The sequence below is a fragment of the Waterburya agarophytonicola KI4 genome, assembly GCF_020640915.1.
Lineage (GTDB): Bacteria > Cyanobacteriota > Cyanobacteriia > Cyanobacteriales > Xenococcaceae > Waterburya > Waterburya agarophytonicola.
The window spans coordinates 21,129-42,377 of sequence record NZ_JADWDC010000019.1 but is presented as its reverse complement, the minus strand read 5'-3'; the positions used below and the strand labels follow the sequence as shown (position 1 = coordinate 42,377).

The window sequence follows — 21,249 nt, the reverse complement described above, 5'->3', positions numbered from 1 at the left end:
CTGATTTCTATGATTCTTAACCCTCGTGAGTCAAAGAATGGGGTACTTCTAATCCATTTGCTTCCATTAAAGATTCATTTCTCATAATCTCTTCGGGAATACCATCGGCGATAATTCTTCCTTGGTTGAGCAACACTACGCGATCGCATACTTCAATGATCAATTCTAGATCGTGGGAAGAAACAATTATAGTCTCGTGGGAAGCTTGAAGAAACTTAATTAATCTTCGTCTGGCTCTCAAGTCTAAATTAGCACTAGGCTCGTCGTAAAGTACCACTTGGGGTAACATAGCCAAGACAGCAGCGATCGCCACCATACATTTTTCTCCTCCAGAAAGTTGATGAGAAATGCGATCTGCTAAATGAGTCACCCCCGTCAAAGATAAAGCAGCATTAATTCTAGTTTCTACTTCTTCGGGAGATAGTTCGATATTTTCCAAGCCAAAAGCAATATCATCTCGTACTGTGGGGCAAAATAACTGATCGTCTGGATTTTGAAATACCAAGCCAATTTCGGGATTAAATTGTCCTGCTTGAATAAGGCGATCGAATAATCGTACTTCACCATAGGTAGATTGCAGAATGCCACATATAGTCAAAAACAGACTAGTTTTCCCCGCACCATTGGCTCCAATCAAACCAACTGTCTCCCCCGCACTAATATCTAGATTAATGTCGGTGAGAATCGATCTTTCCTTGCCATAACTAAAACATAAATTACTTATGGAAATTGCTTTAGTTTTTAAAGATAGCTGATTTGCAGTTTGTACTAAGTCGTTCATTTATTTTTAAAACCCAGAGTAGTAATTATAAAGTTCGGACAAGAAGCCCAAACAAAATTCAAAAGCTTGGTAACAGTATTTGCAGTATTACCAAAAATAGAGCAGCGATCGACGTTATCAGGGTTGCCACCAGACTATGGCGATCGCTTTGACTGAAATTGAATTGCTTTTTCCCCTCGGCATTTACCTGACTTCCATAACCCCGTAAAATCATTGCTTGATAAATCCTCAAGGAGCGTTCGTAACTCCTGATCAAGATACTCCCAGTCAACTGAGAAAACACCTTTAAATTGCGACGAGTCATTTTTTTGGGTTGAAATCCTCTCAATTTCATGGCTCGCTGCATAGTAGTCAGCATTTCGCCCAATTCCTCTAGATAGCGATATGACAAGAGAGTCATGTCGACAATTACTCTGGGTAAACCAAGCGATCGCATTGCCTTAATACTATTCAAAAAGGGAGCAGTGCCAAACAACACCAAGCTCACGGTTAAAATACAGAAAAAACGCACCGAAACTAATAGTGCTTGCCAACATCCTTCTTCTTTGATAGCTACATAGCCCCATTGCACCAGAGGGGTTTCTCCCGATACAAAGGGCAGCAAAATAATTACCGCCAAGATAAACCAGCTAGGATAGCGCAACCGCGTCATCAAAAATGACACAGGGATTTCTGAAAGAATAAACAAAATTCCCGTAATAGTTACCATTATTGGCAATAGCCAGATGTTTTGCACGAAGGCAAAGGCAAAAATCAAACTCAACAAGCCAATTAATTTATATCCCTGCTGCCAACGATGGAGAGGAGAATCTAAATAAGCATAACGATCTAGTGCTAATTTCATTGAATAAGTCAGTAATTATTTGATGACGATCGCAACAATTCAGGTTTTACTTGTTCGAGGAAAGAAATCAGCATTACGCAAAATACACCTTCGATCGCTGCTTGTATGGCATAACTACCCATTGAGATTAAAATAGCTGTCCTTTCCGCGTTTACATCCATATCTGGAGAGATATTAGTTACTAGCAACACAGCGAACATTGTCGCTGATAGTAATAATGCTCCCGCACCAGCAGCAAAAGATAAGATTTTGGTTACAGCTTGCTTCTTGCGAAGAAAGCGATCCGAAGCCAAGGGTAGCTTATCGCGTTGCTTAAAGATCAGGTGTGCTGCGATCGCGGGCGCACCTATAACGATCGCATTCACCCCCAAAGTCGACATTCCCCCGTGTTGAAACATAACTGCTTGAAAAAACAAGCCAATTAAAATTGCAGGAAAAGCATAAAAACCCAACACTGCACCCATCAAACCGTTAAAAATCAAGTGAACGCTAGTGGGAGGGATGGGGATATGAATCAGAGAAGCTACAAAGAAAGCAGCGGTTAATAAAGAAGCCTTGGGAATATTCGCTTGTGTATAATTGTCCCGTTTTATCTCTCGTAGAGAATACCAAGTAACTCCGCCAGTTAAGGCATAGCCAGCAAGACATATATTTGGGGGAAGAAAACCATCGGGGATATGCATTAATTAACCAAAAATAATCTATTTACTTCGACTTAGAGCGGGCAAAAAACAAACCTGTACCAATAAAACCCCACCCCACCGCAGCAGCCATAACTAATTTTTGAGCGGAGGTATAATCAGCACCAAGAGAACCCGTATTCATCTGATTGACGGCTAATTTGCCATCTTTTATGGGAATACTGGTAATATCTCCATGTCCAGATTGACGCACTTTGATATCCCAATCACCAATATTTTCGGGATCGGTATTGGGAACAAAGGTAAAACTACCAGACTTATCGGTTGTTCCCTTTGACCAAGGATTAGCGCGATCGCTAGGAGCATAAATTACCACCTGAGCATCTGCCATGGGCTTACCGTCATCATATTTTGCCTGAATAGTAATAGCCTCGGTTTCTTGATATTCAATATTTGCTCCGTGAGCTAAAACTTGCTTCGGTACTGCGATCGCCAGTGACAAAGCAAACAAAAAGTAAAACCTATTCATAAATCACTGTAGGGACAATAATAAAAATTGTAAGATTTGCCTGGAAGACTAATTGCTTTTCTCCTAATTTTCTCAATAATTGGTCGTTGGTTATTGTTGGTTGATAACGCAATGTCCTTCTCCCACATGACCCAATCCAGCGATCGCTTTAGTTAATTTTTGATAATCTTTGGGGGATAGTTGACTTGCCAAGTCTGTATCGTCTAAATTGACCGTACCATTACTAGCCAATTTCGCTATGGGTTCAAATCCTAAAGCATCTTGGTTGAGAGCTTCCTCTGGGGGGGTATCGAGATCGCCAAAAATGTGATCGAAATGCAATGTTGCTTCTACTTGCCCTGGGCTATCTGCTGTCACAATTCCCTGACGCTCGTCCCCAACAAATTCGCCGCAGATATATTCAGTTGGATTATTAAAACCCAGATCGAAATTAATCGTTTGTCCGTCTTTTACTGCTTTACCAATCAAAGCGATCGTTTTTCCTGCGATCGCACTATCTCCCCCAGCCGTGTCCAATTTCCAACTCAAAGCATTATAAAAACCTGTATTAACCTCCACTTCACTAACTAAAATAGGCTTGGCTTCTCCATTTCCCGCTGCCAGATCTGTTGTCTGTGCCTCGGTTAAAAAATCTACTTTATTTTGATAGTCAATGCTCTTTTTGGTGTCTCCTTTTTGGGGTTCAAAAGACGATTTAGTAGAATAAGCAACAGCATTACTAAAGTTTACATATACGCGGTCGAAATTTATTTCCCAACCATCTTTACTGGTAAAACCTTGCCTAACAAAATCTTCGCCATTAGCCACTAGTGCTAAGGTATTCTCTTCTGTCGTTGCAGCCATAATTTTATTACTGTTTTTGTGACTGCTACTAGTTAAAATTACTGAACCCAAAGTAATTCCACAAAGGAGTAGAGAAATTCTATTCATGAAAAAATTAAATCCTAGATTTTTTGCCTTTCTTTAGTAATAATGAATTTTGTCACCTTTTTTCAATCCCCCTATAGGGGATTATGTAGTGTTTTTTGGGCATATTTGGTCATTATGTCAATAATATTTACCAGACATTTTTCTAGAAGAAAAAGCCAATCCGTGTTATTTGCCGTCAAATTGCTTACAATGCCATAGGGGTAAAAAATAAGGGAAACTTTGTGATTTCTTTATGTTTAGAGAGAATTTTTCCTTTAATTCGAGTCCAATCTTCACCTAAGTTATTCAGATCGAGGCTAAAATCGAGAAATAATTGCGCAACTCTAGTTAATAACACTCACTCCGATCCCAGTCTTGATTAAGACTAAACAGTTACTGAGGTTGTTTGTTAACCGACAAGCAATACAAAGTAACTAAGAGTAAAACAAGGTGTAATCGGACACAATCTAGCTAGTTCCAACGAACTAAAACAGTTAACTAAAATAAATATCATTAAATTTTCACTGAAGGAGCAAGAGGAAAACGGCATGACCCAAGCTAATCAAGTTCTAGCAACAATCGCCAATCCTGGAAACGATTGGGAGAGCCTAATCGAAGAAGATACCAAAAAAAATCAAGACGATGTTGACTTAAAACCAGCAGCTAAAGGGAAGAAGAAAAAAGCCACTGGCACTAAGCGTGTCGAGCGTGGTAGAAAAAAACCCTATACAGAAGATTCTATTCGTATTTATCTCCAAGAAATTGGTCGCATTCGACTGTTAAGAGCAGAAGAAGAGATTGAACTAGCCCGTCAAATTGCCGATCTTTTGGAACTAGAAAGACTGAAAGATAGCTTAGAAGATGGTTTGGGTAGAGAAGCTACTGATGAAGAGTGGGCAAGAGAAGTCGATATGGAATATGGCAAATTCCGCCGACGTTTGTTTATTGGTAGACGAGCAAAAGACAAGATGGTGCAATCTAACCTCCGTTTGGTTGTATCTATTGCTAAAAAATATATGAATCGCGGTTTATCATTCCAAGATTTGATTCAAGAAGGCTCTTTGGGCTTAATCAGAGCAGCAGAAAAATTCGACCACGAAAAAGGTTATAAATTCTCTACCTATGCAACTTGGTGGATCAGACAGGCAATTACCAGAGCGATCGCCGATCAGTCTCGTACTATTCGCCTCCCCGTTCACCTCTATGAAACTATTTCTCGCATTAAAAAAACTACTAAATTACTTTCTCAAGAGCGAGGACGCAAGCCTACAGAAGAAGAGATTGCAACTCGCATGGAAATGACCATTGAGAAGCTCAGATTTATCGCTAAATCGGCTCAATTACCAATTTCCTTAGAAACTCCTATTGGTAAAGAAGAAGACTCTCGCTTGGGTGATTTTATCGAAGCTGATGGCGAAACCCCAGAGGATCAAGTATCCAAAAGCTTGCTCAGAGAAGATCTAGAAAGCGTGCTAGATACTCTAAGTCCTCGGGAACGGGATGTTCTACGCTTGCGTTACGGTTTAGATGATGGTCGCATGAAAACATTAGAAGAAATCGGGCAGATTTTCAATGTCACTCGCGAACGCATCCGCCAAATTGAAGCAAAAGCACTGCGTAAACTGCGCCACCCCAACCGTAACAGTATCTTAAAAGAATATATCCGTTAAAAATAAAACAAATCTAACTAGAGATAGATAATCGAGGATTGGCAGAGTTAATGCCAATCCTTTTTTCTTTTTTAACGAAAATAAGAAACTACTACTACCAACACCAAGCAACCTGCAAAAGTTAAAGCCAATAATACCAACATAAATATTTCCCCAGAAGAGAGGGGGCGATCCGTAGGATCGAGGTAGGCAGTTCTAGAATATTGTTTTTCTTCTGAATCAGACCAACTTGGTGCTTGAATTACATTCACTCTAGAATAACCAATCTTTAGATCGTAAAGCGATCGCGCCTCAGGACTACTCAAAACTGCATAGGCTTCATTTAATCTCTGAAACTTACCTACTGCAACATTAGGAGGCAGCTTGGTAGTATCTGGATGATATTTCTTACTTAGCTGACGATATGCTCGACGAATGGCGATCGTCGACGCTGAAGGATGCAAATCCATCAAACCATAATAGCTATTGACCAGCCTAGTTTCAGGAGGAAGGGTTTGCGATCTTTGTCTATTATTAAAATCCACCATAACTACTAGTGATTACTACAGTTATCCTACCTAACAGAACAACTAACTACTAAATAAGTACTTTGTTTAAGAAATATTAAACTTAATCAACAAAATAGCGAGCTAATTAGACTTGGTTGTTACAGAATTTAAAGTTATCTCGTCTTTTGCCGAGTGAGAATAAGGCATAGGGTAAACTAGCCCTTGATTCTATCTAGAATACTAAAAACAATAACATTCATTCGCAGTTGGAGCTTATATTCTAATGTCCCATAGCGTCAAAATTTATGATACTTGCATTGGGTGTACTCAATGCGTTAGAGCGTGTCCTACAGACGTATTGGAGATGGTACCTTGGGACGGCTGTAAAGCTGGTCAAATTGCCTCTTCTCCCCGTACAGAAGATTGTGTAGGATGCAAGCGTTGTGAAACAGCTTGTCCTACCGACTTCTTGAGTATCCGCGTCTATCTTGGTGCGGAAACTACTCGTAGTATGGGTCTTGCTTATTAATTTAAAGCTTTAAGCTCCCTTGCTCCCTTGCTCTTGCTTCGCTTTTATAGATAAAATTTTATTCTTGAAAGCGGTGCATTTTTTATAACACTTATTTATTTATTAAAAATAAATATTTTTAGTTGAATATAAATTGGCTTGAGGTTTATAGGGAAAGGCTTGCAGCTAGTAAATGTGTCGTCATACTTCTGATAGCTATGCTTTTTTTTTAGTATAGTTTGGGAATTCGGCGACACTATTTTTTTAAATACACTATTTTTTAAAATATTTCCGATACTAGAATGGCAAATTACGCGATTATATTAAAATATTTGCTACTTTTAAGCTAATAGCTCTTGTGTCCTAACCATTCAAAACACTACCAGAATCATGGCGATCGCAACTATTAATCCCTCTACAGGAGAGACTCTGAAGACTTTCTCCCCCCTGACTGATGATCAAATTGAGTCTAAACTTGCTTTGGCAGAATCAACCTATCAGGAGTATCGTCAGACTACTTTTACCCGACGAGGTGAGTGGTTAAACAAAGCAGCGGATATTTTAGAAAAAGATACGGCTAAGTTCGCCCAAATAATGACAACAGAAATGGGGAAAACTTATCAAAGCGCGATCGCCGAAGTAAAAAAATGCGCCCTCGTCTGTCGTTTTTATGCCAAACAAGCCCCCGAATTTTTGGCTAATCTTTCCCTTGAAAGCGATGCTAGCCATAGTTATGTTGCTTATCAACCCCTGGGAATAATCTTGGCTGTAATGCCTTGGAATTTTCCGTTTTGGCAGGTATTTCGCTTTGCAGCCCCCGCATTGATGGCAGGTAACGTAGGCATTCTCAAACATGCTTCTAATGTGCCTCAATGTGCCTTGGCGATCGCAGATATTCTGACTCAAGCTGGTTTTCCCGAAGGCGCATTTCAAACTTTATTAATTGGCGCGAGTCAAGTAAAAGCAATTGTCGAAGACGATCGCGTCAAGGCAGCAACCCTAACAGGAAGCGAACCAGCAGGAATGGCTTTAGCCTCCGTTGCAGGACAACAAATCAAAAAAGTAGTTTTGGAATTGGGCGGTAGCGATCCTTTTATTGTTTTAGCCAGCGCAGATCTTGAAGAGGCGGTTGATATTGGAGTTAAAGCTAGAATGCTTAACAACGGTCAATCTTGTATTGCAGCAAAACGCTTTATCGTTCAAGATATTATTGCTGATCGCTTTGAATCTCTCTTAATAGCAAAATTCCAAGAGTTAACCATTGGCGATCCGATGGATGAAAATACGGATATCGGGCCCTTAGCTACCTCTACAATTCGCTCGGAATTAGACCAACAAGTTAAAAATGCCGTCGCTCAAGGGGCAAAGATTTTAATTGGCGGAGAACCTATTACAGACCGTCCTGGTAACTACTATCAGCCTACTATTTTAAAGGATATTCCCCTTAACTCTCCCACTGCTCAAGAAGAGTTTTTTGGGCCAGTAGCATTGTTATTTAGAGTAAAAGATCTCGATGGGGCGATCGCTTTAGCTAATAATATTCCTTTTGGCTTGGGTGCTAGTGCTTGGACAAGTAACCCAGAGGAAAGCGATCGCCTAATTAATGAAATTGAAGCAGGAGCAGTATTTATTAACGGCATGGTTAAGTCCGATCCTCGCTTGCCTTTTGGGGGAATAAAGCGTTCGGGCTATGGCAGAGAATTGAGCAGTCAAGGAATTCATGAGTTTGTCAATATCAAAACTGTCTGGATTAAATGAGTACTCTTAACTTTTTTCAATAAAATTCCCCAGTAACAAGCTAGTAAAGAGATTTTTTGATTAATTTTTGTGACGTATGATTGCGATAACTTTAGTTTTCTGGCTTGATAAGGATAGCTAATAATTTTTTAAGTTGGTGTTTTCCCGTTCTCAGTACCTCAATAGAGCAGGAGATCGTCAACCTAGATCCCAATCTCTAAATATCTAAATAAAGGTGTAACTGAAGCCTAGTTTTTCTGGAAAGCCGATCTCTAAGTTTTCTAGTAAAGTATTTACTTTTTTAAAGAGAAACTATCAATACTTAATTATCTTTGGTAACAACATTTCCTTATATATCACTTGTAGGAGTCAACTAAAGCTATGCAAATGCTCAAAAAAATATTTAATTCTGATAGTAAATACTATTTAGAATTAGACGAATTAGGAGAATCAAAACCCGTACAAGCAGTAGTTAAAACTGCCGAAAAAGCTCAAGATGTAGTTCAAGAAAAAGCCACAGAAATACTCGAATCCAAACCCGTAGAACAAGCAGTCAAAACTGCCGAAAAGGCTAAAAATGTAGTTCAAGATAAAGTACAATCTACCACCACAACCGAAACCGAATCCAAGACTAAATCAAGTAAAAAAACTAGCAAAAAGAGCCAAGAAACCAAGACCGAACAACCTCAACAAAAAGCCAAGTCTTCTCCAAAGAGTTCGGGGGCATCATCTTTCGAGCCTCCGTTTTGGGTCGCTGCTATGTACAATAACAAAGGTTCAGCAGGTCTTAACAGTGACGGTACTAAAGCAGAACAGACCTTTGCAACAGATAACTTAATGCCTACGGTGACTAAATATCGTCGTCGCCCTGGTCCTAGTTTAAACAAATTTAAAGATATGGCTAGCAAAGCAAGAACTCCTAGAGGTTAGTCAACAAACTTGATTTAATAGACAATCTTTGTAGACGGAAGAATTATTTTGAATAAAGTAACCTTCCGTTTATTCCTGGAAATAAAGATTTTTAGAGTAAATAAAATTATTACAATCTTGATTGAGGAGATTTAGGAGATTGAGGAGACTGAAAAATCTGGCAAAGGCTTAGAGCTTAGCTCGAAAGGATTTCCTTCGGTAGGCTAAAAGCTCATTCCTATCTCAAACATTCGATTTTTCAACCCTAAAGAAGCATTCGTTATAACTTTGTCCCCCTTTCAGATAAGATAAAAGTTGCCGCTTTTTAAACTAAGCCAGCATTAATTAGAAAACAACCCTGTCGATTTATATTAAACAGAAGTTTATCGTATTAGATTGGGTTATTTAATGGAAAAAACCAATGAACCAAGAAATTTTTGAAAAAGTAAAAGGTATCGTAGTCGATCAACTAGAAGTTGAGGCAGATCGAGTAACACCAGAAGCAAGTTTTGCTAATGACTTAGGTGCTGATTCTTTAGATACAGTAGAATTAGTCATGGCTTTAGAAGAAGAATTTGATATTGAAATTCCTGATGAAAAGGCCGAGCAAATAGACACAGTAGGTAAGGCAGTGGAGCATATTAGTGAAGAAACAGGGGCAGCTGCATAACTTAATTTCGTAAATTGTTAATTTTATTCGAGTTGATGATGGCTGCTAGATAACAAGACTAAACTAGTTGTTGACAGTTACAATTCAAACTTTAAAATTTATCTTGAAAAACGATTGGTTTAGTCTCTGTGAGAAAATAGGCTACCTTGCTGCATCATATAAGATAGTTATCCTATAGGAAAAAACACTCCCACAGCAGCCTCAAACAGATATTAGCAGACAAGAATGTAAGGCGAGCGAATATGACAAATAGGCAAAACAAACGGGTCGTAATTACAGGCTTAGGTGCGATTACTCCCATCGGTAATAATTTAGCAGAATATTGGGATGGGCTATTGCAAGGGCGTAATGGGGTAGGCTCCGTAACCCTATTTGACGCCTCAAAACATGCTTGTCAAATTGCTGCGGAGGTCAAGGATTTCGATCCCCATCAATATCTAGATAAAAAAGATGCCAAGCGAATGGATCGTTTTGCTCAATTTGGCGTATGTGCCAGTAAGCAGGCGATCGCAGATGCTAAGTTTGTCATTGACGATCTCAATGCTGATCGAGTAGGAGTGCTAATTGGTACTGGGGTAGGAGGTCTAAAAGTAATGGAAGACCAGAACGAAAACCTACTCACCAAAGGACCAAGAAAAGTTAGCCCGTTTACCATCCCCATGATGATTTCCAACATGGCAGCAGGATTAACGGCAATTCATACTGGAGCAAAAGGACCAAATTCTTGTACGGTAACTGCCTGTGCAGCAGGCTCTCACGCCATCGGCGATGCCTTTCGTCTCGTTCAAGGAGGCTATGCAGATGCCATGATCTGTGGCGGTGCAGAAGCAGCAGTTACCCCCCTTTCTTTTGCAGGTTTTTGTTCGGCAAAAGCTCTCTCAACGCGCAATGATGCCCCTCAAAACGCGAGTAGACCATTCGATCGCGACCGCGATGGATTTGTGATGGGAGAAGGTTCGGGTATCCTTTTTCTAGAGGAACTAGAACACGCTCTCTCTCGTGGAGCAAAAATTTACGCTGAAATTGTAGGCTACGGCATGACCTGCGATGCTTATCATATGACCTCTCCCGTACCAGGAGGTCAAGGCGCAGCCAAGGCGATCGAATTAGCTTTAGCTGACGGCGAAATAACCCCAGACGAAGTAGATTATATCAACGCTCACGGTACTAGCACCCAAGCCAATGACTCCAACGAAACCCAAGCAATCAAAAAGGCTTTGGGACACAGAGCCAAAGAAATTGTAGTCAGTTCCACTAAGTCCATGACGGGTCATTTACTAGGAGGATCGGGAGGTATTGAAGCGGTAGCTACAGTCATGGCAATTCAACATAATAAAGTGCCGCCTACAATCAATCTGGCGAATCCCGATGATGAGTGTGACCTAGATTACATTGCTAATAGCAGTCGCGAGCATCAGGTAAACGTAGCCTTATCAAATTCCTTTGGTTTTGGCGGTCACAATGTTACTCTAGCCTTTAAAAAGTACGGTTAAAAATATAGCTAATTTTCTCAATACTATTTATTAGAGAGAAATAGTAGTTTTGTCCCCTAATAATTTGATAAATAATACATCATCATAATAGGATGATGAAAAATTGTTTGTCCCACAAAAAATAAGAGAACTTGCTAGAGCCGCATTTAGGATGAGAAGATAGGAGAGAAGACGGCTTATTAAAGAAATAGTTTAGAAAACTTACTTACTTCTTCTAGGTGTGATCGAAGCTGGTTCAAATTTTGTTTTATCGTAGTTTATTTATATAACGAATATGGTAGTTGCCACCCAATCAAGCAAATCAGTTGAAGAACTTTGTATAAATTCAATTCGTTTTTTAGCAATAGAAGCAATAGAAAAAGCTAAATCTGGACACCCAGGGCTACCTATGGGAGCTGCCCCAATGGCATTTGTGCTGTGGGATAAGTTCATGAAGTTTAATCCCAAAAACACCAAGTGGTTCAATCGCGATCGCTTTGTGCTTTCTGCTGGTCACGGTTCGATGCTGCAATACGCTTTAATGTATCTTGCTGGCTTTGATAGCGTATCCATTGAAGATATTCAGCAATTCCGTCAGTGGGGTTCTAGCACCGCAGGACACCCCGAAAACTTTGTTACCGATGGTATTGAAGTAACTACAGGGCCTTTGGGTCAAGGTATTGCTAATGGTGTTGGTTTGGCTCTAGCTGAAGCTCACTTAGCTGCTAAATTCAACAAACCCGATGCTACCATCGTCGATCATTATACCTATGTGATTTTAGGGGACGGTTGTAACATGGAAGGTATTTCTGGCGAAGCTGCTTCCTTTGCTGGACACCAAGGACTAGGCAAACTAATTGCTCTTTATGACGATAACCACATCTCTATTGATGGTTCAACTGATGTAGCCTTCACCGAAGACGTTTCTCAACGTTTTGAATCCTATGGTTGGCACGTACTTCATGTAGAAGACGGAAACACAGATTTAGAAGCGATCTCTAAAGCAATTGAAGAGGCAAAGTCTGTTACTGACAAGCCTACAATGATCAAGGTAACTACTACCATTGGTTATGGTGCGCCTAACAAACAAGACACCGCTGGTATTCACGGTGCTGCTCTTGGTGCAGATGAAATCAAACTAACTCGTGAAAACCTAGGCTGGACTTATGAGCCTTTTGAAGTTCCCGACGAAGCCCTCAACCACATGAGAAAAGCAGTCGAGCGTGGTGCTAGCCAAGAAGAAGAATGGAATAAAGCATTAGCTGACTATAAAGCTAAGTATGCTGATGAAGGCGCAGAATTTGAACGCTATCTAAGCGGAAAGCTCCCTGATGGTTGGGCGGACGTATTACCTTCTTACACTCCCGAAGATAAAGCTCTAGCAACTCGCAAACATTCCGAAACTTGTCTTAACAAATTAGCCCCCGTACTCCCCGAATTAATTGGTGGATCTGCGGATTTAACTCACTCCAACCTAACAGAACTAAAAGGCTATGGTGACTTCCAAAAAGGAGCATACCAAAACCGTAACGTTCATTTTGGTGTAAGAGAACACGCGATGGGTGCAATTTGTAACGGTATGTCCTTACACCGTTCTGGATTAATCCCTTACGGTGCAACCTTCTTAATCTTCACCGATTATATGCGTGCTGCCATTCGTTTATCTGCTCTTTCTGAAGTAGGCGCAATCTGGGTAATGACTCACGACTCCATTGGACAGGGTGAAGATGGGCCCACACACCAGCCCATAGAAACTATAGCTTCTTTAAGAGCTATTCCCAATCTAACCGTATATCGTCCTGCTGATGGTAACGAAGTTTCAGCAGCATATAAAGTTGCGATCGCCAAAGCGAAGAACAACGAATCTACTTTAATGGCATTCTCTCGCCAAGGCTTGCCTAACTTAAAAGGAAGCTCTATAGAAAAGGCGACTAAAGGTGGTTATATTCTTTCCTGTGGTTTTGCTCCTGAAGAATTGGATATTATCTTAATTGGTACTGGTAGCGAACTACAGCTTTGTGCTGGTGCTGCGGAAAAACTAATCGCCGAAGGTAAAAAGGTTCGCGTTGTTTCCATGCCTTCCTGGGAAGTATTTGAAGCTCAAGATGAAGCTTATCAAGACTCCGTATTACCTAAAGTTGCTGGCAAACGCTTATCTGTTGAAGCTGGCACTAGCTTTGGTTGGGAGAAATATGTCGGCTTTGAAGGTGGCTCGGTAAGTATCGAACGCTTTGGTGCTTCTGCTCCTGGTGCAATATGTTTGGAAAAATTCGGCTTCAGCGTTGATAACGTAGTTGCAAAAGCGAAAGAAGTAATTGGTTAATTATTTGGTCGATAAATAACTTGTCAAACAAACAACAGTCCTGTTTTATTGCAGGGCTTTTTTTATAAAAATATTTTATCTGTGATTTTTCTTCTAGCTAAAAATACTTAAATATGACTCTTGTCTAAGTGGAACAACATTCGTGTAAATACGTCTTTTAGTTTAATACAATTGATTCATATACTTATTCTTTAATTTATAGCTAGTTTTATTCGTATTCTTCAAACTAATTAAACTCGTAATTATAATGACAGTATTTAATCTTTCAACTTTACGAAAAGTTTACTCATCTCAGTTAAAAATTATCAATACCTTGATTTTATACCTAGCAATATTATCAATTTATCCTCAGGCAACTTTGGCAGAAGGGGATAGTATCATTAAAGGTCAATCTGGAGGTTCAATTGACAGCCAAGGATGCGGTTTTATTGCTTCTCGCCCCAACCATCAAATGAAGTTAAACCAAAGAGTTGACTATATGCGTTTAACAGTACAATCTGATGGAGGTCAACCTACATTATTGGTATTAGGTCCCAATTCTGGGGATAGTTTTTGTGTCTTGGGAGATGAAATTTCGGGCTTAAAACCAGAAATCTCAGGGGTTTGGGAAGAAGGCAACTATGATATTTATGTAGGAGATCGCTCGGGTCAACAACATCAGTTTGTGCTAGATATTTCTACTGATAATTGATTTAGGAATTTAGTTTTCTTCTTCAATCCGCTGTACTGATACTTCCACGGCATCTACATCTATAGTTCCAGGCGGTGTCATACGGGTAAAGCGATCACCTTCTACCCGTAGGCTTTCTCCACAACTGGGGCAATTAAATTCAGTGTTTTTTAGTCCAGTAAATTCATACTCACATACGGGACATTGAGCTTGAGTTATTTTTTGTTTGAGCCACCATTGAAAGCCCCAAAAACCAATTACGGGGACGAGAAAGAAAAGGGCGATCAGAATCAAAAAGCCACTCACTACTCCTCCCAAACCAATTTTACCGACAATTAGGGCAAAGATAATTAAGCTTACCCAACAACCAAGACCAGAAGTATTGTATTGGCGTAGTTTATTGAAACGCTCATTCACTGTTATTTATCGTTTATCTACTGTATTTTGTCTTCTAATTTTAGTTTAACTTTCGATTAAAAAGAGGAACACAGCTACACTTCGTATTAATTGAAATGTAACTGCGATTTGTTTTTGGTGTTGTTTTGTCTTTCTAAACCACTGGTTTATATGCAGTCCAGTATTTGCTAACGAAATGGTTTTCAACCTGAAGATTGATAAATCCTGCTTGCCTTAGACGTTCTTCAAGACTATCAGTAGTATAGTGACGATAATAAGGTTCGTGGAAAATAGAGGGAAAGTTGTTCATCATCTCCTGGAAATCAGGGGAATCTGTTGCTTGTATGGAATCACAAATTGCTAATACACCTCCAGGCTGCAAAACGCGGAATGCTTCGTTAATTACTGCTTGTCTTGCGGATGCTGGTAATTCATGGAACAAAAAGACCGAAGTTAATCCATGAAAATAGTTATCCTGGTAGGGTAATGATTCTGCATTAGTTTGCAGTAGTTGGGGCAATTCTCCTGGTATCTCAGACAGCACTTGATTGGCTTTGCGTAGATAAGCGGGAGATAAATCTGTACCAAACAAAGCTACTTGGGGTAAAGTACCTCGAATCATCCGTAGGGTGCGTCCCGTACCACAAGCTATATCTAGCACTTTGATTTGCTGGGGAGGTAAGCTGGCAAAAGCCTGTAATCCTTGTTTTAGAGGTGCGAGTATGCGACGGCGCATCGCGTCTGCTGCGCCATTAAAGAGAATTTCTACTTGCAAATCGTAGAGATTGGCAGACATATCGCTTAAGTAACCATCTGTCTGGTAGTGAAAGTTTTGCAGATAGTAGTCAGGATAGCCCGTGCGATCGATCGCATTATCAAATTTTTGAAATTCTTTCTTTTGTAGACGATCCCAAATTTTCACCATATCCAAGCATAACTCAGGATAATAGCGAAAAAAGTCAGACCAAGGATTATCGAACAACAAGCTACTAGGATAAACTCCATTTTGAGCATCTTGCCAGTCTTTTTCTTCTAAAGATTTTAGTCGTACTTGGAGCTTTTCAAATACTTCGGGAGAAAGAGGCTTACTTTTTGTGGCTTGTTCTGGGACAATTGTATTGGTCAAGCGATCGCTTATTTGTTTGTGTAGAAAGCCAAATGCTTTTTTGCTTTCTTGAAAGCCTTGATAGGCTATTCTAGTTAGTTCTTCGGGAATAAATTGGTCTAGATTGGGAGTTGATTGCATGAATATTGATAGAAATGATTGCAATAGGTCAGATGATGAATAACTGACAGTAAAATTAAGTTTTATTGTGTTTTATCTACTTATATTAAGTATAGTAAGTTTGTCTCGATAAAATAAACGTCAATAAAAAAAAGACTACTTTTAAGCAAGTAGTCCGAGAAAATTATCAGTCGCCCAAATGAATTAATCTAAATACTGTACTATCTGTTCGGTAGGGAAACGCACTTTAGGACTGTTGGCATATTTATCATCATCAGCGCGATATCCCGCAGGACATAATACTACGGATTGATATCCTTTCTCAGCTAAACCCAAAACTTCATCGTATTTAGCGGGAACAAAACCTTCCATAGGTAGAGCATCAATTTCTAGCATTGCCGCACAAGTCATAAAAAAGCCCAAAGCAATATAGACTTGCTTTGCCGCCCAATGATTTATATCAAAATCAGGATTGCTGAGAAAACCTTTGACTACTTTACTAAAGCCTGCCAAATTTTCTATTGGTACTTGCTGTACTTCTGCCATTCTGGCAATATAGCGATCGACATCACTATTATTGAGATCTTTTTTAATCGCAAATACTACTAAATGAGAAGCATTGACTACGGGTGTTTGTCCCCAAGAATGTTCTAAAAGTTGCTGACGTATTTCAGGATTGCGGACGACGAAAAACTGCCAAGGTTGTAAACCAAAAGACGAAGGAGACAAAACCAGACTTTGCTCTAGGGTTTTCCAATTAGCATCGCTAATTTTTTTACTCGGATCGAATTTCTTGGTAGCATAACGCCAATGGAGTTGTTCTAAGACTTGTTCTGGACTCAAGGGTGCATCGCTCATAGTTTTGAGGTATCAAATTGGTTTATCTAGAGTTAGTTTAAAATATAAATAAAGAAGAGGCAGCAAAAACAATCAAAGATACTGGACGCTTCTAACGTTTGACTGATACAGCACCTAATCCTATAGTTGCCCCACTCGCGATCGCTGCAAAAATAGATTGCTGAAAAAAGTCCCACACTACTGACAATATAGTGCGGGACTTGTAAAGAAGATTTTAAGTCATGTGTTTGAGAAAAATATTACCCTATGGTAGTTGGGGTGCAGTTAAGATTGCTAGATCCCCTGACGTTGGTAAAGCAGAGATAAAAGCACGATCGTTATTATTGGTTTGCTGTTGGACGATTACAGGCAAAGCTGCACGAGTTTTAGAAGCGATTTCGGTTGTTTTGAAATCATAAGTAGTAGTCGCTATCTTGGGATACAAACCGATCCCAATTACGGGCAGTAACAAACAGGTCGCGATAAATATCTCGCGGGGTTGAGCATCTGCTTGAAAGCGATCTATTTTAAAATCGACTTTACTTTCTCCATAAAACACTTCGCGCAACATCGATAGTAGATAGATGGGAGTTAAAATTAAACCCACCGCAGTTAAAAAGACGATTCCCACTTTAAATGTTTGGCTGTAGACATCGCTGGTAGCAATTCCCAAAAAGATGGTTAACTCCCCTACAAAACCACTCATTCCAGGTAAAGCCAAAGAAGCCATTGCACCTGTTGTAAACATGGCAAATGTTTTGGGCATTGTTTTCGCCATACCACCCATTTCGTCCATCATTAGGGTATGAGTGCGATCGTAGGTTGCACCCGAGAGGAAGAATAAGGAAGCAGCAATTAAACCGTGGGACAACATCTGTAACATTGCTCCATTGAGACCTAAATCTGTAAAGGAAGCAATTCCAATCAGGACAAAACCCATATGAGAGATGGAGGAAGATGCGAGGCGACGTTTGAGGTTGGTTTGGGCAAATGCAGTGAATGCACCGTAAACAATATTAATTACCCCCAGAATTACTAATAAAGGAGCAAATTTGATGTGAGCGTGGGGCAGTATTTCAATATTGAAGCGAATTAAGCCATATCCACCCATTTTTAGCAGTACACCAGCCAAAATCATCGAAACTGGTGCGGAAGCTTGACTGTGGGCATCGGGCAACCAGGTATGGAGGGGAAAGATTGGTAGTTTGACACCGAAAGCAATTAAGAATCCGACGTAGGCTAATAATTCTAAAGATAAAGGATAGTCTTTTAATCCTAGTTCCGCTATGTTAAAAGTTAAATTGTCGCCATAGAATGCTAAAGCTAAACCTGCCACTAGGATAAAGATTGATGCTAAGGCAGTATATAGAATAAACTTGGTTGCTGCATAAAGACGTTTTTTACCACCCCAGATAGAAATCAAAAGATAAACAGGGACTAATTCGATTTCCCACATCAAGAAGAATAATAATAAATCTTGTGCGGCAAATACGCCAATCTGCGCGCTATATAAAACTAAAATTAAAGCGTAATAAAGTTTGGGTTTGCGGTCTACTTTCCAAGAAGCCAGAATTGCCAAGGTAGTAACTAAACCCGATAGCAGAATTAATGGCATCGATAAACCATCAACACCTACCGACCAGTTTAAACCTAGTTGGGCAATCCAAGTATATGTCTCTTGTAGTTGAAAGTCTGTATTGCTAAAACTGTAATTTTTCCAAAATCCGTAAACCATTAAGGTTAAATTGGCTAATCCTACACACAAGGCATATAAACGGACTGTTTTGCCCTCTTTATCAGGAATGAGGGGAATTGCGATCGCAGCTATTAAAGGTAAAACAATTGTGGCTGTTAACCAGGGTATTTGAAAAGTTTCCATTTTAAGCACATATACTTATTACTTCTTTCCCTATTGTATTAAGTTTTGTAAAAAAGGCAACTATTGAGATCACAAACCAAGGTTTTTATGAATTGTGTTTATTCGACCGATCGCTTTTTGGTTTTTGCTCTTTGTTCGAGATGCGTAAATTATGGCGATATGTTTTACTGGGATGGCTTAAATAGGTACTTACAGTGCTATGACTCCCATTAGTTGGATCGTTATTTGTTTGGCGTACATAGTCGGTTTGCTAGTCACTAATTTTTTGACTGTGACAACTTCGGGTATTACAGCCGAGCAGTTACTACAACAAATCGCACTAGTGAGTGGATTAGTTGTAATAATTGGAATTGTTTTGAGAAAGCTAAGAATATCGCTTAAAGTTTGGTGGGCTGCAACTATAGTTGCCATCTTGGCTATTTTGTATTTTCAATTACGAATTCCCCAACCAGATACCAAGGATGTTGTTTATCAAGTTTCTAAGGTAGAAAATGAAGTAGTTACCGTAGTAGGCAAAGTTATCAGCGAACCCAGGTTAAACGCGAGCCACAAAATTAAGTTCTGGCTCAAAGCAACAGAAATTAACCACAACGAACCAGTATCGGGAAAACTCTATGTCAGTCTGCCACTGTTGCAGAGTACGGGAATCAATCTGGGGGAAGAAATTAAGCTTAAAGGAATTTTATATATACCCCAAGCTGCCACCACTGCTGGTGCTTTTGATTTTGGGAAGTATCTTGCTCGTCAAGGAATTTTTGCAGGTATGCAGGGATTAGAAGTAATCGACCATTCTCTTGACGAACCCAGACTGAGATGGTGGAAACTTAGAAGACGCATCGTCAGGAGTCATTTGCGGGGTTTGGGTAGTCCTGAGGGACAATTAGTTAGTTCGATGGTTTTGGGACGTAAAGCGGTGGATTTACCCGCCGATCTGCGCGATCGCTTTATTGAAGCTGGATTGGCTCATGTCTTGGCTGCCTCGGGTTTTCACGTTTCTTTATTATTGGGTTTGATTTTAAAACTGACCAATCGTTTGAGAGCCAAACCTCGATTGATTATTGGTATATCTACCTTGATAGTTTATCTGGGTTTAACGGGGATTCAAGCTTCTGTATTGCGAGCTTGTTTGATGGGATCTGCAGTATTAGTTGCGATGACACTGGCAACAAAAGTCAAACCTTTGGGTTCTTTGTTATTAGTAGCGACGCTTATTTTGCTATTTAATCCGTTGTTCGTTGGCGATTTGGGTTTCCAGCTGAGTTTTTTGGCAACTTTTGGCTTAATTGTAACTATGCCAGGGTTGCAGAGTTCATTAGACTGGCTACCGCCGACAATTGCCACTTCAATCGCTGTACCTTTGGCTGCTTCCATTTGGGTGCTACCTTTACTTTGTTATCAATTTAATATTGTGGCTACCTACAGCATTATAGTTAATATCCTCTGTACTCCTTTGATTGTGGTAATTAGCTTGGGGGGAATGATTAGTGCGATCGCAGGATTGATTCTACCCATTGCAGGAAGTGCGATCGCTTGGCTACTGTTATATCCCACAAAAATACTAATTACCGCAGTCAACTTATTTACTAGTTTACCAGGAAGTTCTTGGGTGATCGGACAAATTTCTCTTGGTATTTTATCGATCATTTATAGTTTATTATTTTTCGTTTGGTTAGATAAAAAATGGCGTAATAAGTGGAGATCGATACTATTATTAATTATTAGCTTGATTATCATTCCCATAGGCTATAAACACTTTAATTTAACCCAGATTACCGTTATACCCAGTCAGCTAGAGCCAGTTATCGTAATTCAAGATCGAGGAAAAACAGTTTTAGTTAATAGTGGATCGGCAAACACTTTTAAATATACGGTGTTACCTTTTCTCAACCACCAAGGTATTAATCATCTAAATTACTATTTCGACTTAAATCCAAACTTCGAGTCAAATTCATCACAAATAGGAGATCGCATATCAATCGAGCATATTATTTCAACCCCGCAAGATATCTCAGAAAAACAACAATCTAACAATCTATCAATCAAAACCAATAACTTCAAAATAGATTGCGATCGCTCCCGAGGAATCTTAAAACTAGAAATGGCAGAAGAAATCTGGTTAATACTAGGCAAAGTAAAATTAAGTGCGATTCAAATTCAAGAATATACCCAAGAAAATCAATTATCTCAAAAATCGATCGCCATCATTACTTCATCCCTCCCATCAGATTGGTTGCAACTAAATCCTCAAACTATAATTTCGTCTTTTTCACCTACAGAAAGTACTCGACGAAATCTGCCAAAGCCATATTTTTATAACTTAAAACAAAATGGTGCGATCGCCTGGACTCCTGAAAAACGACTACATCAAACCCAAAAAACATTATCTAATAGTATTTTTTAACAATTCACTACCCATTTTCTCCCAAATCTCAGTAAAATGACTCTGTAGACTTAATGCTTAACCTGGAGAGGTGGCAGAGTGGTTGAATGCGGTAGTCTCGAAAACTATTTTGGGGTCAAACCCAACGGGGGTTCGAATCCCCCCCTCTCCGTATCCTAACCCGCCTGGTATGCAGAGCTTATTATTTTCACTAACCCTACTCTAAAGACGATACAAGATCTTGAATTCATTTCAAGACAAGCCTCTTCACCTCCGTCGCCAAGCTGTACAAAATTTTTTTCCCTTTTTAAGCTAATGACTCAAACCAATACCAATTCAATTTTCCAGTAAAAACATCAAAAACCCTATTCCCAATTAAAG

19 protein-coding genes and 1 tRNA gene are annotated in these 21,249 nt (G+C 39.6%); 10 read left to right on the top strand and 10 right to left on the bottom strand.

What is annotated here, in order from left to right; translation table 11 throughout:
- Positions 1 to 16: 16 nt before the first annotated feature.
- From I4641_RS09795 to I4641_RS09775, 5 genes are all read right to left on the bottom strand, one after another.
- Positions 17 to 781: an energy-coupling factor ABC transporter ATP-binding protein gene (locus tag I4641_RS09795; RefSeq protein WP_229640332.1), complete on the bottom strand. Its 765-nt coding sequence runs from the start codon at positions 779 to 781 to the stop codon at positions 17 to 19.
- Positions 782 to 839: 58 nt separating this feature from the next.
- A complete protein-coding gene (cbiQ, locus tag I4641_RS09790; RefSeq protein WP_229640331.1) occupies positions 840 to 1,625 on the bottom strand; it encodes a cobalt ECF transporter T component CbiQ in 786 nt (261 codons plus the stop codon).
- Between the two features lie 8 nt (positions 1,626 to 1,633).
- A complete protein-coding gene (gene cbiM / locus I4641_RS09785; protein ID WP_229640330.1) occupies positions 1,634 to 2,308 on the bottom strand; it encodes a cobalt transporter CbiM in 675 nt (224 codons plus the stop codon).
- Between the two features lie 22 nt (positions 2,309 to 2,330).
- The gene (locus I4641_RS09780) at positions 2,331 to 2,795 is read right to left on the bottom strand and encodes a DUF4198 domain-containing protein (RefSeq protein ID WP_229640329.1); all 465 of its coding nucleotides are present in this window, start codon (positions 2,793 to 2,795) and stop codon (positions 2,331 to 2,333) included.
- Positions 2,796 to 2,885: 90 nt separating this feature from the next.
- Positions 2,886 to 3,725, bottom strand: coding sequence for a DUF4382 domain-containing protein (locus I4641_RS09775; RefSeq protein ID WP_229640328.1), 840 nt, complete (start codon positions 3,723 to 3,725; stop codon positions 2,886 to 2,888).
- Between the two features lie 527 nt (positions 3,726 to 4,252).
- Between I4641_RS09775 and rpoD the strand changes: the two genes are divergently transcribed.
- A complete protein-coding gene (gene rpoD, locus I4641_RS09770; RefSeq protein ID WP_229640327.1) occupies positions 4,253 to 5,374 on the top strand; it encodes an RNA polymerase sigma factor RpoD in 1,122 nt (373 codons plus the stop codon).
- A gap of 71 nt (positions 5,375 to 5,445) precedes the next feature.
- Here the strand turns inward: rpoD and I4641_RS09765 are convergent, their stop codons facing one another.
- Positions 5,446 to 5,901, bottom strand: coding sequence for a J domain-containing protein (locus I4641_RS09765; RefSeq protein ID WP_229640326.1), 456 nt, complete (start codon positions 5,899 to 5,901; stop codon positions 5,446 to 5,448).
- Positions 5,902 to 6,145: 244 nt separating this feature from the next.
- On the opposite strand from I4641_RS09765, the gene psaC reads away from it, so the two are divergent.
- The 7 genes from psaC (at position 6,146) to I4641_RS09730 (ending at position 14,172) form a co-directional block, all read left to right on the top strand.
- Positions 6,146 to 6,391, top strand: a complete 246-nt coding sequence (gene psaC / locus I4641_RS09760; RefSeq protein WP_006515950.1) for a photosystem I iron-sulfur center protein PsaC — start codon at positions 6,146 to 6,148, stop codon at positions 6,389 to 6,391.
- A gap of 369 nt (positions 6,392 to 6,760) precedes the next feature.
- Entirely contained in the window at positions 6,761 to 8,128 is a 1,368-nt protein-coding gene (locus I4641_RS09755; RefSeq protein ID WP_229640325.1) for an NAD-dependent succinate-semialdehyde dehydrogenase, read from the top strand.
- Positions 8,129 to 8,488: 360 nt separating this feature from the next.
- Positions 8,489 to 9,037 carry a hypothetical protein gene (locus I4641_RS09750; RefSeq protein ID WP_229640324.1) on the top strand — a complete coding sequence of 183 codons (549 nt, stop codon included), beginning with the start codon at positions 8,489 to 8,491 and terminating at the stop codon, positions 9,035 to 9,037.
- 400 nt (positions 9,038 to 9,437) lie between these two features.
- Positions 9,438 to 9,686: an acyl carrier protein gene (acpP, locus tag I4641_RS09745; RefSeq protein WP_229640323.1), complete on the top strand. Its 249-nt coding sequence runs from the start codon at positions 9,438 to 9,440 to the stop codon at positions 9,684 to 9,686.
- 242 nt (positions 9,687 to 9,928) lie between these two features.
- Complete coding sequence (gene fabF / locus I4641_RS09740) at positions 9,929 to 11,179, top strand: beta-ketoacyl-ACP synthase II (protein ID WP_229640318.1); 1,251 nt, start codon at positions 9,929 to 9,931, stop codon at positions 11,177 to 11,179.
- A 274-nt stretch (positions 11,180 to 11,453) separates the two neighbouring features.
- A complete protein-coding gene (gene tkt, locus I4641_RS09735) occupies positions 11,454 to 13,481 on the top strand; it encodes a transketolase (RefSeq protein ID WP_229640317.1) in 2,028 nt (675 codons plus the stop codon).
- Positions 13,482 to 13,728: 247 nt separating this feature from the next.
- Positions 13,729 to 14,172: a hypothetical protein gene (locus I4641_RS09730; RefSeq protein ID WP_229640316.1), complete on the top strand. Its 444-nt coding sequence runs from the start codon at positions 13,729 to 13,731 to the stop codon at positions 14,170 to 14,172.
- A 9-nt stretch (positions 14,173 to 14,181) separates the two neighbouring features.
- Here I4641_RS09730 and I4641_RS09725 read toward each other — a convergent pair whose 3' ends face one another.
- From I4641_RS09725 to I4641_RS09710, 4 genes are all read right to left on the bottom strand, one after another.
- Positions 14,182 to 14,568 (bottom strand): hypothetical protein, encoded by a 387-nt coding sequence (locus I4641_RS09725; RefSeq protein ID WP_229640315.1) that lies wholly within the window; start codon positions 14,566 to 14,568, stop codon positions 14,182 to 14,184.
- A gap of 133 nt (positions 14,569 to 14,701) precedes the next feature.
- A complete protein-coding gene (locus I4641_RS09720; protein WP_229640313.1) occupies positions 14,702 to 15,793 on the bottom strand; it encodes a class I SAM-dependent methyltransferase in 1,092 nt (363 codons plus the stop codon).
- A 183-nt stretch (positions 15,794 to 15,976) separates the two neighbouring features.
- Positions 15,977 to 16,630, bottom strand: a complete 654-nt coding sequence (locus tag I4641_RS09715; protein WP_229640312.1) for an NAD(P)H-dependent oxidoreductase — start codon at positions 16,628 to 16,630, stop codon at positions 15,977 to 15,979.
- A 244-nt stretch (positions 16,631 to 16,874) separates the two neighbouring features.
- On the bottom strand, positions 16,875 to 18,488 hold the full coding sequence (locus I4641_RS09710; protein WP_229640311.1) for an NAD(P)H-quinone oxidoreductase subunit 4: 1,614 nt from the start codon (positions 18,486 to 18,488) through the stop codon (positions 16,875 to 16,877).
- 199 nt (positions 18,489 to 18,687) lie between these two features.
- Here I4641_RS09710 and I4641_RS09705 point away from each other — a divergent pair, with 199 nt between their 5' ends.
- Positions 18,688 to 20,889, top strand: a complete 2,202-nt coding sequence (locus I4641_RS09705; RefSeq protein ID WP_229640310.1) for a ComEC/Rec2 family competence protein — start codon at positions 18,688 to 18,690, stop codon at positions 20,887 to 20,889.
- Positions 20,890 to 20,953: 64 nt separating this feature from the next.
- Positions 20,954 to 21,040 (top strand) — tRNA-Ser (locus tag I4641_RS09700).
- The last annotated feature ends 209 nt before the right edge of the window (positions 21,041 to 21,249 follow it).

Excerpts from the sequence above, each read along its gene's own strand:
- fabF (WP_229640318.1), top strand. The coding sequence starts at position 9,929 with ATGACAAATAGGCAAAACAAACGGGTCGTAATTACAGGCTTAGGTGCG.
- I4641_RS09715 (WP_229640312.1), bottom strand. The coding sequence starts at position 16,630 with ATGAGCGATGCACCCTTGAGTCCAGAACAAGTCTTAGAACAACTCCAT.
- I4641_RS09775 (WP_229640328.1), bottom strand. The coding sequence starts at position 3,725 with ATGAATAGAATTTCTCTACTCCTTTGTGGAATTACTTTGGGTTCAGTA.
- I4641_RS09720 (WP_229640313.1), bottom strand. The coding sequence starts at position 15,793 with ATGCAATCAACTCCCAATCTAGACCAATTTATTCCCGAAGAACTAACT.
- rpoD (WP_229640327.1), top strand. The coding sequence starts at position 4,253 with ATGACCCAAGCTAATCAAGTTCTAGCAACAATCGCCAATCCTGGAAAC.
- I4641_RS09755 (WP_229640325.1), top strand. The coding sequence starts at position 6,761 with ATGGCGATCGCAACTATTAATCCCTCTACAGGAGAGACTCTGAAGACT.
- I4641_RS09795 (WP_229640332.1), bottom strand. The coding sequence starts at position 781 with ATGAACGACTTAGTACAAACTGCAAATCAGCTATCTTTAAAAACTAAA.
- tkt (WP_229640317.1), top strand. The coding sequence starts at position 11,454 with ATGGTAGTTGCCACCCAATCAAGCAAATCAGTTGAAGAACTTTGTATA.
- acpP (WP_229640323.1), top strand. The coding sequence starts at position 9,438 with ATGAACCAAGAAATTTTTGAAAAAGTAAAAGGTATCGTAGTCGATCAA.
- cbiQ (WP_229640331.1), bottom strand. The coding sequence starts at position 1,625 with ATGAAATTAGCACTAGATCGTTATGCTTATTTAGATTCTCCTCTCCAT.
- I4641_RS09730 (WP_229640316.1), top strand. The coding sequence starts at position 13,729 with ATGACAGTATTTAATCTTTCAACTTTACGAAAAGTTTACTCATCTCAG.
- I4641_RS09780 (WP_229640329.1), bottom strand. The coding sequence starts at position 2,795 with ATGAATAGGTTTTACTTTTTGTTTGCTTTGTCACTGGCGATCGCAGTA.
- I4641_RS09765 (WP_229640326.1), bottom strand. The coding sequence starts at position 5,901 with ATGGTGGATTTTAATAATAGACAAAGATCGCAAACCCTTCCTCCTGAA.
- I4641_RS09710 (WP_229640311.1), bottom strand. The coding sequence starts at position 18,488 with ATGGAAACTTTTCAAATACCCTGGTTAACAGCCACAATTGTTTTACCT.
- psaC (WP_006515950.1), top strand. The coding sequence starts at position 6,146 with ATGTCCCATAGCGTCAAAATTTATGATACTTGCATTGGGTGTACTCAA.
- I4641_RS09750 (WP_229640324.1), top strand. The coding sequence starts at position 8,489 with ATGCAAATGCTCAAAAAAATATTTAATTCTGATAGTAAATACTATTTA.
- I4641_RS09705 (WP_229640310.1), top strand. The coding sequence starts at position 18,688 with ATGACTCCCATTAGTTGGATCGTTATTTGTTTGGCGTACATAGTCGGT.
- cbiM (WP_229640330.1), bottom strand. The coding sequence starts at position 2,308 with ATGCATATCCCCGATGGTTTTCTTCCCCCAAATATATGTCTTGCTGGC.